A 16,813-nucleotide genomic window follows, 5' to 3' on the forward strand; every position below is an offset into this window, starting at 1 on the left:
CGCCACAGCATGTGGCTCGCTTCCAACGGCTCGTGTCGAGCCTGACCGGAGCGAAGCTGATCAACCTGTACGGTCCAACCGAAGCGACGGTGGACGTATCGTACTTTGATTGCGAGCCGACGGAAGAATATGCAGTCATTCCGATCGGAAAACCGATTCAAAACATTCGCCTGTACATCGTGAAGGAAGGCACGGAGCAATTGCAGCCGATTGGGGTTGCAGGGGAGTTGTGCATCGGTGGTGTCGGTGTGGCACGTGGGTATCTGAACCGTCCGGAGCTGACGGCCGAGAAATTTGTGAAAGATCCGTTTGCCGGCGGGGAAGCCGGGTATGAGCGGATGTACCGCACCGGCGATTTGGCGAGATGGATGCCGGACGGCAACATTGAATATTTGGGCCGGATCGACCATCAGGTGAAAATTCGGGGTTACCGGATTGAGCTGGGCGAGGTCGAAACGCAGCTGCTCCAAGTAGCGTCCGTGCGAGAAGCGGTTGTCATGGCTCGTGCAGACGAAACGGGCCAAAAACACATGGTGGCCTACTATGTCGCGGGGCAAGAAATCAGTGCCAGCGAGCTGAGAAGTGAGCTGGGCCGAGAGCTGCCAAGCTATATGGTGCCGTCCTACTTTGTACAACTGGAGCAAATGCCGCTGAGTCCCAATGGCAAAATTGACCGTAAGGCCCTGCCAGCACCGGAAGGCAGCCTGCAAAGCGGAGCCGATTATGTCGCACCGCGGACGTGGGTGGAAGTGAAGCTGGCGCAAATTTGGCAGGATGTGCTGGGCCTGGCGCAGGTCGGCGTGAAGGAAAACTTCTTCGAGATTGGCGGACACTCGCTGCGGGCGACGACACTGGCCTCGAAGATTCACAAGGAGCTGAACAAGCCGCTTCCACTGCGCAGTATTTTTGAAGCACCAACGATTGAGCAACTGGCAACGGTGTTAGAAAGTCTGGATCAAGTAACATATGCGTCCATTCCGGTAACAGAAGAACGCAGCTTCTACCCGTTATCTTCAGCACAAAAACGACTGTATGTACTGCATCAGTTTGATCCAAGTGATGTGAACTACAACATGCCGTCGGTGCTGCAAGTGAGCGGTCCGCTGGATGTGAAACGAGTAGAGGACGTGTTCCGTCAACTGATTGCCCGCCATGCGACCTTGCGTACCCGCTTTGAGCTGGTAGACAATGAGCCGATGCAATGGATTGAGGATACCGTGCCATTCGAGGTGGAATATACGAAGGTACAGGTAGAGAGTACGACTACGGCTACGTACACGAGGATTAGCGAGGAAGCACAAGAACGGGTACGGCAGTTTATCCGTCCGTTTGATCTAAAAGCTGCACCGCTGCTGCGGGTAGGCTTGGTGGATCTGGGTGTCCAAGGAGTAGAGCAAGAATCCCAGCATTTACTCATGCTCGACATGCACCATATCGTTTCGGATGGCGCGTCGATGGAGGTACTGACCGATGAGTTTGTCCGCTTGTATGGCGGTGAAGAACTGTCGCCATTGCGGATTCAGTACAAAGACTATGCCGTATGGCAGCAAAGCGAAACCCATCAGGAGTGGATGCAGCGTCAGGAAGCGTACTGGCTGGGCACCTTCCGGGGCGGAGTGCCTGTACTGGATCTGTCAACCGACTTTGCCCGTCCGGCGGTGCAGAGTACGGCAGGGGATACGATCGAATTTGCATTGGAGCGTGAGGTTAGTGAACGCCTGAAAGAACTGGCTTCGCAAACAGGCGCTACCCTATACATGGTGCTGCTGGCGGCGTACACTACGCTCTTGCACAAATACACGGGCCAAGAGGACATTGTCGTCGGCACGCCGATTGCAGGACGACCGCATGCGGAGCTCAGTAATCTGGTGGGTGTCTTCATTAACACGCTGGCGATTCGCAATTATCCGTCCAGCGACAAAACGTTTCTGGATTATCTGCAAGAGGTGAAGGAGCATGCGCTCAGTGCTTATGAGCATCAGGACTATCCTTTTGAAGAACTGGTTGAACAGCTGAATTTGACGAGAGATACGAGCCGAAATGCGCTGTTTGACACGATGTTTGAGTTGAAAACCTTGGAGCAACAGGAGTTACTGCTGGAAGGTTTGACCTTGAGCTCCTATCCACTGGAAAATCATACGGCCAAGTTTGATCTGACTTTAGATGCAGTGGAGCAGCCAGAAGGCATTCTGTGCAGTCTGGAATACAGCACGGCGTTGTACAAGCCTGAGACCATGACGCGATTGGCACAGCATTTTGCGGAAATCGTTCGAGCTATTGCATACCATCCACAACAGCCCCTGGCAACTTTGAATATGGTAACCGTTGAGGAAAAGGAGCAACTCATCTACGGTTTTGGAGAAGTGGGAGTAACGGATGGTGCTGCAGTTGAAGCAGGAGCCCTGTTCCATACCTATGTGGAAGAACAGGCACAGCTTGTACCAGATCATGTGGCGGTGGTGTACGAGGAGGAGCAGCTCACTTACCGGAAACTGAACGAGCGCGCGAACCAATTGGCGCGGAGATTGCGGAATGAAGGCGTTGGACGCGAGTCGATTGTCGGCATTTTGAGTGAACGCTCGGTAGACATGCTGGTCGGCGTACTGGCGGTGTGGAAGGCGGGAGGCGCCTATGTGCCGCTGGATGCAGACTATCCGTCTGAACGGATTCGTTTCATGCTGGAGGACAGTGGTGCGACGGTATTGTTGACCCAAATCGGCTTACAGGAGCAAGCACAGATATGGCTTGGGGAAAGCCGACAGGCCTTGGCCGGAGGGCAGACTGAGGGTGAGTTGGAAACAGCGGCTGGTGCTGAAACGATGGAAAGAGACAGCCTAAATGAAAACTTAGGCTCAAAATCAGATTCGAAGTCTGACAGCGAAGCAGCATCCGAACCGGCAACAGGGCTGCGTCTGCATACCGTATTGGCATTGGACGATGAGTCACTGTACACCGGAGATACGACAGACGTCGATCACATCAACGAACCGCACGATTTGGCGTATGTGATCTATACATCCGGGACAACCGGACGGCCGAAGGGCGTCATGATCGAGCATCGCAGCCTGGTGAATACGGCTGCGGCGTATCGCCGGGATTATCGCCTGAACCAATTCCCAGTCCGACTGCTGCAACTGGCGAGCTTCTCCTTCGACGTGTTCGTCGGGGACATTGCACGGACGCTCTATAACGGCGGCACGATGGTCATTTGTCCGAAAGACGACCGGATTGATTTTAGCCGTTTGTATGGCTGGATTCGCGATGTCCAGATAACCGTGTTCGAATCGACTCCAGCCCTGATCGTACCGTTTATGCAGCATGTGCATGAACAGGGGCTGGACATGAGCAGTCTGGAACTACTAATCACCAGTTCGGACAGCTGCAGTGTGACGGACTACCGGGTGCTGCAAGAACGGTTTGGTGCGGATATCCGCATTATGAACAGCTACGGCGTCACCGAAGCGGCGATTGACTCCAGCTTCTACGACGAAGAGCTGTCAAAGCTGCCAAGCAGCGGCCATGTGCCGATTGGTCAGGCGTGGCTGAACGCACGCTTCTACATTGTGGACAGCCAGCTGAATCCGGTGCCGATCGGCGTACTGGGTGAGCTGTGCATTGGTGGAGCCGGGGTGGCACGGGGATATCTGAATCGTGCAGACCTGACGGCCGAAAAATTCGTAGCGAATCCATATGTAGCGGGTGAACGATTGTACCGTACAGGCGATTTGGCGCGGTGGATGCCGGATGGCAATGTGGACTTTATCGGCCGGATGGATGATCAAGTCAAAATCCGGGGCTTCCGGATTGAACTGGGCGAGGTGGAAGCGCAGCTGCTGACCGTGGACGGCATTCAGAAAGCCATCGTCACCGCCTGGGAAAACGAAGACGGAGACAAGGATCTGTGTGCGTATGTCGTAGCCTCGGAGGCGCTGAATTTGCCGGATCTGCGCAGCACACTCCAGCCCAAACTGCCGGGCTATATGATCCCGACCTATGTCGTACAACTGGATCGTTTCCCGCTGACACCGAACGGAAAAATTGACCGCAAAGCGTTGCCTGCGCCAGAAGCGCGCCTCGAAGGAGGCACGGCGTACGTGGCACCGCGCACACCGCTGGAAGAGCAGTTGGTACGTATTTGGCAAAGCGTTCTGAATCATCATCAAATAGGCATCCAGGATAACTTCTTTGAAGTGGGAGGACATTCTCTGCGCGCTACCACCCTGATGGCGAAAATCCATCAGGAGCTGAATCACAAGCTGGCGTTGCGAGATATTTTCCAATATCCGACGATTGAGCAACTGGTGCAGTTGATGGGTGAAGATCAGACCCAGCAAACGTATGTATCTATTCCTGTGGTGGAGGAGCGTGAATATTATCCTGTTTCCTCGGCGCAAAAACGGATGTACGTGCTGAGTCACCTGGAAGGTGGAGAGGTTAGCTACAACATGCCAGGAGCGTTGATTATCGAAGGTTCCTTGGATAAAATGCGACTGGAACAAGCCTTCCGCCAGCTGATTGCCCGTCATGAAGCCCTGCGAACCCGATTCGAGATGGTGGATGGTGAGGTGATTCAACGGATTGAATCGGGCGTCGCATTCAGCGTGGAGCATGTGCAGGCAAGCGAAGAAGAGACCCAGCAGTATGCCCAAGACTTTGTACGCGCATTTGATCTCGCACAAGCACCATTGCTGCGGGTTCAGCTGGTGGAAACCGGACCGGAGCGTCACGTCATGCTCTATGACATGCACCATATTATTTCGGATGGCGTCACGGAAGGAATTATCGTGCAGGAGTTCTCTCAATTGTATGAAGGCAAGGAACTGCCGCCACTCCGTATTCAGTACAAGGACTATGCGGTTTGGCAGCATGCAGATATGCAAAGTGAGCGGCTTCGTGAGCAGGAAAGCTACTGGCTGAACACGATGGCTGGTGACATTCCGGTGCTGGATATGCCTACGGATTTTGCAAGACCAGCCGTACAGCGTCTGGAAGGAGCTCGATTGGAATTTGCGATCAGCCTGGAGGACAGCGAACAGTTGAAACAGCTGTCCGCGCAAACCGGTTCCACCTTGTACATGGTGTTGCTGGCCGCGTATAGCACACTCTTGCATAAATACACGGGTCAAGAGGACATTATCGTCGGCACGCCAATTGCCGGAAGACCACATGCGGAACTGGAGAGCTTGGTAGGCGTATTCCTCAACACGCTGGCAATCCGCAATTATCCGGCTGGTGACAAAACGTTCCTGGACTACTTGCAAGAGGTCAAAGAGCATGCGCTCAGTGCTTACGAACATCAGGAATATCCTTTTGAAGAGCTGGTTGAAAAGCTGAATTTAACGCGGGATACGAGCCGGAATGCGCTGTTTGACACGATGTTTGAGTTGAAAACATTTGAGCAGCAGGAGTTCGAGCTGGAAGGTCTGACCTTTAAGACGTATCCGACAGACAATCATACGGCCAAATTTGATCTGACCTTGGATGCCGTGGAGCAGCCGGAAGGCATTCTGTGCAGTCTGGAATACAGCACGGCGCTGTACAAGCCTGAGACCATTGCGCGCTTGGCACAGCATTTTACCGAACTTGTACGTGCGATTACTCTTCATCCGCAGCAATCACTGGCAGCTTTGGAAATGGTAACCGTCGAGGAAAAAGCACAAATCATCTACGGTTTTGGAGATGTGGGAGTATCGGATGTTACTGCTGAAGCAGGAGGCTTATTCCATACTTATGTGGAAGAACAGACCCAGCTTATACCAGATCATGTGGCGGTGGTGTACGAGGAACAACAACTGACGTACCGCACACTGAACGAGCGTGCGAACCAATTAGCCCGTAGACTGCGAAATGAAGGCATTGGACGCGAGTCGATTGTTGGCATTTTGAGTGAACGTTCGGTCGACATGCTGGTTGGCGTACTGGCGGTGTGGAAGGCAGGAGGCGCCTATGTGCCGCTGGATGCAGATTATCCGTCCGAACGTATTCGTTTCATGCTGGAGGACAGTGGTGCGACGGTACTGTTGACCCAAATCGGCTTGCAGGAGCGTGCACAGGCATGGCTCGAGGAAAGCCAACCTACATCCGAACCCGCAACAGGGCTGCGTCTGCACACCGTACTGGCACTGGACGATGAGTCGCTGTACACCGGAGATACCACAGACGTCAATCACATCAACGAACCGCAGGATCTGGCGTATGTGATCTACACGTCCGGTACTACAGGACGCCCGAAAGGGGTCATGATCGAGCATCGCAGCTTGGTGAATACCGCCGCGGCGTATCGTCGGGATTATCGCCTGAACCAGTTCCCGGTACGTTTGCTGCAGCTGGCAAGCTTCTCCTTCGACGTGTTCGTCGGCGATATCGCCCGGACGCTCTATAACGGCGGAACGATGGTTATCTGTCCGAAAGACGACCGGATTGACCCGAGCCGTCTGTATGGCTGGATTCGTGACTACCAGATTACCGTGTTCGAATCGACTCCAGCCCTGATCGTACCGTTCATGCAGCATGTATACGAGCAGGGACTGGACATGAGCAGTTTGGAATTGCTGATTACCAGCTCGGATAGCTGCAGCGTGACGGATTATCGGGTGTTGCAAGAACGATTTGGCGCAGATATTCGCATTATGAACAGCTATGGTGTTACGGAAGCGGCGATCGACTCCAGCTTCTACGACGAAGAACTGTCGAAGCTGCCAAGCAGCGGTAATGTGCCGATTGGACAGGCATGGCTGAACGCACGCTTCTACATCGTGGACAGCCAGCTGAATCCGGTGCCGATCGGCGTACTGGGTGAGCTGTGCATTGGCGGAGCTGGGGTAGCACGAGGCTACCTGAACCGTGCGGACCTGACGGCCGAGAAATTCGTAGCCAATCCGTTCGTGCCAGGTGAACGATTATACCGCACAGGTGACTTGGCGCGATGGATGCCGGACGGCAATGTGGACTTTATCGGCCGGATGGACTATCAAGTGAAAATCCGGGGCTATCGGATCGAGCTGGGCGAGATCGAAACGGCGATCCAGCGGGTGCCGGGTGTACGTCAAGCGGTAGTCATCGACCGGACGGATGAGCGTGGACACAAGTACTTGTGCGGATACATCACAGGAGAAGCTGAGCTGCGGATCGAGGAGGTACAGGCCGAACTGGAAGCCGGACTGCCAGCGCACATGGTGCCTGCACGTTTGATGCAACTGGAGACGATCCCGCTGACCAGCAACGGTAAAATCGACCGTAAGGCCTTGCCGGAACCGGAAGGAAGCATCCATACGGGTGCAGCCTATGTGGCACCGCGTACCACGGTGGAGCAAGTACTGGCTGCGGTATGGGCCGGAGTACTCGGCGTGGAAGCGGTAGGGACGCAGGATAACTTCTTTGAACTGGGTGGCGATTCGATCAAAGCCTTGCAAGTATCCTCCCGATTGCTGCAAGCAGGTTATCGACTGGAGATGAAAGACCTGTTCAGTCATCCAACCGTGTCTGCCTTGGCACTGAAAGTCCAATCGGTGACCCGATTGGCGGATCAGAGCGAAGTGGTGGGCGCTGTGAAGCTGACACCGGTGCAACAATGGTTCTTTGAGCAGAACCTGACGGATGCTCATCATCATAACCAGTCCATTATGCTGCATAGCAAGGACGGTTTTGATGAACCGGCATTGCGCACGGCGATGGATCAAATCGTTAGCCATCACGACGCACTGCGTATCATTTTCCGACCTACGGAGCGCGGATATGAAGCTTGGAACCGCGCGGTCGGTGAGGGCGAGCTGTATACGCTGGATCGGGCCGACTTCAGAAATGAGTCTGAGGTATCTGCGGCGATCGAGGCCAAAGTGAATGAAATTCAGGCGGGTATTCATTTAAGCGAAGGACCGCTGGTGAAGCTGGGGCTGTTCCATTGCCCCGATGGAGATCATTTGCTGATAGCTATTCATCACTTAGTGGTGGATACCGTATCTTGGCGCATTTTGTTCGAGGATATTACGACCGCCTATGAGCAGGCATTGAACGGACAAGCGGCTCGTCTTCCGCACAAAACGGATTCGTTCCGCACCTGGGCGGATGGGCAGTCTCAATATGCGAACAGTCCGGCCATGGCAGCAGAACTCGCATTCTGGCAGGAAATGGAACAAGGCGTATATCAGCCGCTTCCAAAAGACGAGTCCCCTTCTCATTCCTTAAATAGGGACAGCGAGAACATTACAGTTACGTGGACAGCTCAGGAAACGGAGCAGCTGTTAAAACAAGCGCATCGTGCTTACAACACGGAGATGAATGATTTGCTGCTTACCGCATTGGGACTGACGATTCATCGCTGGGCGGGCCTGGAACGAATGCTCGTGAGCCTGGAAGGTCATGGACGGGAGTCCATTCTGCCAGAACTGGATATTACGCGCACCGTGGGCTGGTTTACGACCCAATTCCCGGTTGTGCTGGATATGAGCGTGGGGCAAGACCTTTCACAGCGCATCAAACAGGTGAAAGAAGGACTACGTCGCATTCCGCAAAAGGGCATTGGCTACGGTATGTTGAGATACCTGTCCGCAGCACGTGAGCAAGAGCATTTTGTAACCGAACCTGAAATCAGCTTTAACTATTTGGGACAATTTGACCAAGATATGCAAAATCAATCCATTGGTGTATCTCCTTACGCTAGCGGTGCAGAGCTTAGCGCCCATGCAGCTAGAACGCACACGCTGGATATGAACGGACTGATTTCGGAAGGCAAGCTGCAATTGACGATCAGCTACAGCAAGCAGGAATATCGTCGTGAAACGATGGAGCAGTTAGCCGAACAGTTCCGAATCAGTTTGCAGGAAATCATTACGCATTGCACAAGCCGCAAACAGCAAGAGCTGACGCCAAGCGATGTCATGCTTAAACATGTAACCATGGCCGAGCTGGATCAATTGGTAGAACGGACTCGTGACATGGGGGAACTGGAAAATGTCTATGCGCTGACGCCGATGCAAAAAGGCATGTTGTTCCATAGTCTGATGGATGCAGAGTCAGGTGCTTATTTTGAACAAACGACCTTTGATTTGCATGGACGCTTCCAAGCGGATATTTTCCAGGATAGCTTGAACCATTTGGCGCAGCGGCATGAGATATTTAGAGCTAATTTCATCAGCGGTTGGCAGGATGAGCCTGTGCAGGTCATTTTCCGCCGCAAGGATGTTGGTTTTAGATGTGAAGATTTGCGTCATCTGAATGAGCAGGAGCGTGACGCGTATGTGAAGGAATTTATTCGCAAAGACAAGGCAGCCGGGTTCGATTTGTCCCGGGATGCGTTGATGCGCGTGGCGATTTTACGGACAGGTGATGAGGATTATTATTTTGTGTGGAGCTCTCATCACATCTTGATGGATGGCTGGTGTGTGGCGTTAGTCACGGATGAGGTGTTTGAGGCTTATTTTGCAGCCGTGGAGCATAGACAGCCGAAGCTTGCCCCCGTGACTCCATACAGTCAGTATATTGAGTGGCTTGAAGCACAGGATGTAGAAGCAGCAGCTTCCTACTGGAAGGATTATTTGCTCGGCTATGATCAGCAAACTTCGATTCCGACCGGAAAAGTAGGCGTGAAAGCGGACGGTGCACAATTTGAGCATATCCTGTGCGATCTCGGCAAGGACTTGACCGGACGTATGGAAATGGTGGCTAAGCAGCACCACGTGACCGCGAATACATTGCTGCAAACAGCCTGGGGCTTGCTGCTCCAAAAGTACAACGGTAGTGACGACGCTGTTTTTGGCGGTGTAGTGTCTGGTCGTCCAGCGGATATTACGGGGATCGAAAATATGGTGGGCTTGTTCATTAACACCATTCCAATACGTATCCGTAGTGGGGCTGAGGACACCTTTGCTGACATGATCAGAACGAATCAACAGCAGGCGCTGACTTCTCAAGATTATGAAACGTATCCGCTGTATGAAATTCAAGCCTTGAGCGAGCAAAAGCAAGATCTGATCAACCACATTATCGTGTTTGAAAACTATCCGGTGGAGGAGCAGGTCGAGCAACTTGGCGAAGGTGCAGCGTCGGATTTTGAAATTCGCAATGCCGGCATGATTGAACAAACCAACTATGATTTCAATCTGGTTGTCATGCCGCAGAAAGCGATGAAAATCCGATTTGAATACAATGCGAAGTTATATGATCGGGAAGCCGTTGAACGGACTCAGGGCCATCTGATACAGCTGTTGGAGCAGGTGGTGGCGAAGCCGGACATTCGAGTGCATGAGCTGGATATGGTAAGTGAGCAGGAGCGTGAGCAAATTCTCAGCGTATGGGGAAATACAGCTGCTGAGTATCCAAGCGGGCAAACGATTCATGGCTTGTTCGAGGCGCAAACCAAGCAGACACCGGAACAGCCAGCGTTGTTCTTCGAAGGAGAGCAGTTGACCTATCGCGAGCTGAATGAACGTGCGAATCGTCTGGCTCGAACCTTACGCAGTCAAGGCGTGACGAAGGATCGACTGGTGGGTCTGATGACCGAGCGTTCGGTGGACATGATCGTGGGCATCTTCGGGATTTTAAAAGCCGGGGGCGCATATGTGCCCATCGATCCGACCTATCCAGAGGAGCGTATCCGCTACATGCTGGACGACTCGGGTGCGAAGCTGTTGTTAACGCAAAACCATCTGGTTGATAAAGTGGCTTTCGACGGTAGCGTGCTGGTGCTGAATGGGGCACAGGGTGTGTATCACGAGGATGGTTCCAATCTGGAGCCGTTGTCTGGTCCGAACGATCTGGCCTATGTCATTTATACGTCAGGTACGACGGGTCAGCCGAAGGGTGTTATGTTGGAGCATCGCGGTCTATGCAATCTGAAAACGTATTTTGATCAGACGCTCAAGATCCGCACGTCGGATCATACGTTGCTGTTTGCTAGCTATTCGTTTGATGCGGCTTGCTGGGAAATCTTCCAGGCGCTGTTCTGCGGAGCCACGTTGTATGTACCAACGTCAGAGACGATTTTGGACTATGAGAGATTCGAACATTATATGACAGAACATCAGATTACGGTGGCGACGTTACCACCGACCTATGCGGTGTATCTGGAGCCGGAGCGGATGCCATACCTGCGTGTTCTGTTCACTGCGGGTTCAGCATCCTCAACAGAATTGGTATACAAGTGGAAGGATCAGGTGGCGTACTACAACGGCTACGGTCCAACCGAAAACTCGGTGGCGACGTCCGTCTGGCCGGTATCCGAGGACGAGAGAGCAGGACAACTCATTTCCATCGGACGCCCTATACCGAATCATCGGGTGTACATGGTGGATGTGCATGGACATTTGGCTCCGGTAGGCGTAGCGGGTGAACTGTGCGTGTCCGGTCCGGGTCTGGCCCGTGGTTATCTGGATCGCCCAGAGCTGACGGCTGAGAAATTTATACCAAATCCGTTTGCAGCTGGTGAAGCCGGCTACGAACGAATGTACCGTACGGGTGACTTGGCCAGATGGATGCCAGACGGCAACATTGAATATTTGGGCCGGATCGACCATCAGGTGAAAATCCGGGGTTACCGGATCGAGCTGGGCGAAGTCGAGGCACAAATTTTGAAGGTGGAGGACGTACAAGAGGTCATCGTACTGGCACAAGCGGACGAACAGGGGCAAAACCAACTGGTGGCGTACTATGTTGCTGAACGGGAAGTAAGCGCTGGTGAGCTGCGCAGCTTACTGGGCGAGGAGCTTCCAAACTACATGGTGCCTTCGTATTTGGTACAGCTAGAACAGATGCCGCTGACACCGAACGGTAAAATCGACCGCAAGGCACTGCCAACACCGGAAGGCAACCTGCAAAGCGGAGCTGATTATGTCGCACCGCGGACGTGGGTGGAAGTGAAGCTGGCGCAAATTTGGCAGGATGTGCTGGGTCTGGCGCAGGTTGGTGTGAAAGAAAACTTCTTCGAGATTGGCGGACACTCGCTGCGGGCGACGACGCTGGCCTCGAAAATTCACAAGGAGCTGAACAAGCCGCTTCCACTGCGCAGTATTTTTGAAGCGCCAACGATTGAACAACTGGCAACGGTCATGGAAGGTCTGGATCAAGTGGCGTATGCGTCCATTCCGGTAACGGAAGAACGCAGCTTCTACCCGCTTTCCTCGGCGCAAAAACGACTGTTTGTGCTGCATCAGTTCGACCCGAATGATGTGAACTACAACATGCCGTCAGTGCTGCAAGTGAGTGGTCCGTTGGACGTGAAGCGAGTGGAGGACGTGTTCCGTCAACTGATTGCCCGTCATGCGACCTTGCGCACTCGCTTTGAGCTGGTGGACGGTGAGCCGGTGCAATGGATTGAGGACACCGTGCCGTTCGAGGTGGAGTATACAAAGGTACAGGTAGAGGGTGCGACTACGGATACAGATCAGGATACAACCACGGATACGGACACGATGGTCAGCCCAGAAACGCAGGCATTGGTACGCCGCTTTGTACGTCCGTTCGATCTGAAAGCCGCTCCGCTGCTGCGGGTAGGCTTGGTAGATTTGGGCGTACAAGGAACCGAGCAGGAATCGCAGCATTTACTCATGCTCGATATGCACCACATCGTCTCGGATGGCGTGTCCATGGGGGTACTGACTGAAGAATTTGTCCGCTTGTATGACGGTGAAGAGCTGCCGCCACTGCGGATACAGTACAAAGATTATGCGGTATGGCAGCAAAGCGAAGCCCATCAAGAGTGGATGCAACGTCAGGAAGCGTACTGGCTCGACACCTTCCGGGGTGAACTGCCTGTATTGGATCTACCGACAGACTTTGCCCGTCCGTCGGTACGAAGTACGGCAGGCGATACGGTGGTGTTCGGACTGGAACGTGAAGTCAGCGAGCGGCTGAAAGAACTGGCGGCGTACACAGGCTCCACGCTGTATATGGTGCTGCTGGCGGCGTACACCGCGCTCTTACACCAATACAGCGGGCAAGAGGACATCGTAGTCGGCACACCGATTGCCGGACGACCGCATGCAGATTTGGAACCGATCCTCGGGATGTTCGTCGGTACGTTGGCATTGCGAAACTATCCGACAGCGGAACATACCTTCCGCAGCTACGTGGAAGAAGTGAAAGTTTGTGCTCTGCAAGCCTATGAACATCAGGACTATCCATTTGAGGAACTGGTGGAAAAGCTAAATGTGAAGCGGGATATGAGCCGCCATCCGCTGTTCGATACGATGTTCACCCTGCAAACCACCGAGGAAGGCGAACTGCAACTGGCAGATCTGAGCTTCCGTCCATACGGCTTGGAACAAACGCCAGCGAAGTTTGATTTGACGCTGGAAGCCAGAGAGGAAGAGGCAGGTATCCAGTTCGGATTGCAGTATGCAACTGCGTTGTACGAGCGCGAAACGGTAGAACGGATGACGCGTCACTTTGTTCGCTTGGCCGAAGCCGTGGCGGCGAACCCGGATGCGAAGCTGGGTGAGCTGGAGTTGATTACGGCAGAAGAAACCGAGCAGATTCTGAAGGTGTTTAATGCTCCGAATGCGCACAGCCTGCTTGGAGCATTACAAGGCCATTCGCTCAGCGAACGCTTTGAAGAGCAAGCGAAGCGCAACCCTGAGCGGATAGCCGTTGTGTCTGGGGCCACCGCGCTGACCTACACTGAGCTAAATGAGCGTGCGAACCAATTGGCTCGTGTGTTACGAGCGGAAGGGGTCGAAGCAGATCAACCGGTTGGCGTATTGCTGGAACGTTCTGCGGATATTCTGGTGAGCATTCTGGGGGTACTGAAGGCCGGAGGCGCGTATGTGCCGATGGATACGATGTATCCACAGGAGCGCATCGACTACATGCTCCAAGACAGTGGGGCCAAGGTCGTGATTACAAGTAGAGTTGCCAACCTGTCGCTCAGCTTGCCATCCACAGTTCGAGCTGTAGTCTTGGATGACGAGGACGTTCAAGCTCAACTGGGAGCACAGGATGCGAGCAACCTGATCCCTGTCGCCGGCCCGCATAACCTGGCCTATATGATTTACACGTCAGGCACCACCGGTCAGCCGAAAGGGGTCATGATCGAGCAGGGCAGTGTTAGCAATCTGGTAGATGCTTTATGGAAACGAGTATACAGCCGTTACGAACAGCCGCTTCATGTCGCATGGCTGTCAGCATTTGTATTTGATGCTTCGGTGAAGCAAATCTTTGCCAGCTTGCTGTTAGGCCACACTCTGCATGTGGTGTCCCGTGACGTCAGCCTGAGCGGAGAGCATTTGATCGCCTACTACCGCACGCACCGGATTGATCTGTCGGACGGCACACCTGCGCATCTGCATATTTTGAGCGAAAGCGTCAGTGTGACGGAAGCGCCGGAAGTGAAGCATTACCTGATTGGTGGCGAAGCATTATCCGTGCAGCTGGTACAAGTGTTCCTGCACAAGTGGTCCGGGTATCGTCCGGTGATTACGAACGTGTACGGTCCGACCGAAACGACGGTAGATGCGACCGCTTATACGATTGAAGATGTGGAGTCCCTGAACGCACTGCTGGAAAAAGGGGAGCATACGGTATCCATCGGAACGCCGATCGCGAACCAGTCGGTGTACATCTTGAACAGCCAGCAACAGCTGGTGCCGATCGGTATCGCAGGTGAGCTTTATATCGGGGGTGCAGGTGTCGGACGAGGATACCTGAACCTGCCGGAGCTGACGGCAGAGAAGTTCGTCCTGAATCCGTTTGCTGATGCGGCAGCAACCGATCCAGCGGACAGCACTCACGCAAACCGGATGTACCGCACGGGCGACTTGGCACGGTGGATGCCAGACGGCAGTATTGAGTATTTGGGCCGGATCGACCACCAGGTGAAAATCCGGGGTTACCGGATCGAGCTGGGCGAGGTGGAGGCGCAGCTGCTGACCGTGGACGGCATTCAGAAAGCCATCGTCACAGCATGGGAAAACGAAGACGGACACAAGGACCTGTGTGCCTACATCATAGCTTCAGCGTCCCTGAGTTTGCCGGAGCTGCGTAATGCGCTGCAGCCGAAGCTGCCGGATTACATGATCCCGACGTATGTGGTACAACTGGATCGTTTCCCGCTGACACCGAACGGGAAAATCGACCGCAAGGCGTTGCCGGCACCGGAAGCACGTCTCGAAGGAGGCCTGGAGTATGTTGCACCGCGGACGCCGCTGGAAGCCAAGCTAGCCCAAATCTGGCAGGATGTCTTGAAGCTGTCCAGCGTAGGAGTCACCGACTCATTCTTTGACGTGGGTGGGCACTCCCTGCGGGCAACGACGCTGGTGGCCAAAATCCATCAGGAACTGGACAGCCGGATTACGCTGCGTGAGGTGTTCCAACACTTTACGATTGAGCAGCAAGCCCAGCTCATCGCAACGCACGGCACAGACACCTATACGGTGATTCCTGCGGCGGCGAAACAGGCATACTACCCGGTTTCCTCGGCTCAAAAAAGACTGTACATTTTGAGCCATCTGGAAGGTGGGGATCTCAGCTACAATATGCCGGGTGTACTAACCGTGGAGGGACCGCTTCAGGCCGATCGGCTGGAGGATGCGTTCCGTCAGTTAATAGCTCGTCATGAAACGCTGCGGACTTCCTTTGAAATGCTGGAAGGCGAGGTCGTACAGCGGGTGTACGATCAAGTGGAGTTTGCAGTAGAGCACCTGCAAGCCAGGGAGTCCGAAGCCGATGCCTATATCGAGTCCTTTGTACGCAGCTTTGACCTTCGCCAGGCACCACTGCTGCGTGTCCGTCTTATTCAAACCGGACCAGAGCGCCATCTCCTGATGTACGACATGCACCATATTATTTCAGACGGTGTATCGTCGAACAATATCGTGCAGGAGTTGGTACAACTGTACGAAGGACAGGCATTGGAGCCGCTGCAAATTCAGTACAAAGACTACGCCGTGTGGCAGCAGCAGGAGATGCAGCGTGAATCATACCAACGCCGGGAACACTTCTGGCTGGAGCATTTAGCTGGAGAGTTGCCGGTACTGAATTTGCCAATTGCTTATCCTAGACCTGCTGTTCGCAGCTTCGAAGGTGCGATGTATGAATTTACAGTGGACGCGAATGTATCTGAGCAACTGCACCGAATTGCGACACAAACCGGAAGTACACTGTACATGGTGCTGTTGAGCGCCTACACCGTTCTGCTGTCCAAATACAGCGGTCAGGACGATTTGATCATCGGTACGCCAGTAGCAGGCCGCTTGTTGCCTGAGCTGGAGCCACTGATCGGAATGTTCGTCAATACGCTAGCCATCCGGCATCAGCCGAAGGGCAACCAAACGTTCCACAGCTACTTGCAGGAAGCCAGAGATCGTACGCTGCAAGCCTTTGAGCATCAGGATTATCCACTGGAAGAGTTGTTGGAAAAGCTGGATGTAGCACGGGATGCAAGCCGTAACCCGTTGTTTGACACCATGTTTGTACTGCAAAATACAGAGTCGCAGGAAACGAAGCTAGAAACGCTGTCCTTCAGTCCATATGTTCAGGAGCACAGCATCTCCAAATTCGATTTGACCTTGTCTATGAGTGATGAAGACGGGGAAATCAAGGGTTCGTTTGAATATTGCACGAAGCTGTTTGGGGCCGACGCTATTGAGAGATTAACCAGAGATTTGATAGCGATCCTGTCCCAGATTGGAATCGATCCAGATTTGCTGTTAGGCGATATTCAGGTTAACTCGGACGAGCGGCCGGAAGGCTTCTCACCGGATTCCATCGACTTTGTTTTTTAAATCCGTTTTCTAAAATGCAATGAGTTCACTTTGCGTGTGCAGAGGGCGGCGGCTTGTCCGACTGCCCTTGCCTGCAAAGTATTCTTTTTCTGACACAACGC

1 protein-coding gene (running past one end of the window) is annotated in these 16,813 nt (G+C 53.6%); it reads left to right on the plus strand.

Annotation, left to right across the window (positions count from 1 at the left end; translation table 11 throughout):
- A protein-coding gene (locus MKY98_RS11735) for a non-ribosomal peptide synthase/polyketide synthase (protein WP_341010886.1) crosses the window boundary here: on the plus strand, positions 1-16,712 show its 3' portion. It extends 25,570 nt beyond the left edge of the window; the window shows 16,712 of its 42,282 coding nt (coding positions 25,571-42,282); its start codon lies beyond the left edge, outside the window; it ends in the stop codon at positions 16,710-16,712.
- Positions 16,713-16,813 lie beyond the last annotated feature (101 nt).

The sequence above is a fragment of the Paenibacillus sp. FSL M8-0228 genome (genome assembly GCF_038007385.1).
GTDB classification, from domain to species: Bacteria; Bacillota; Bacilli; order Paenibacillales; family Paenibacillaceae; genus Paenibacillus; species Paenibacillus polymyxa_D.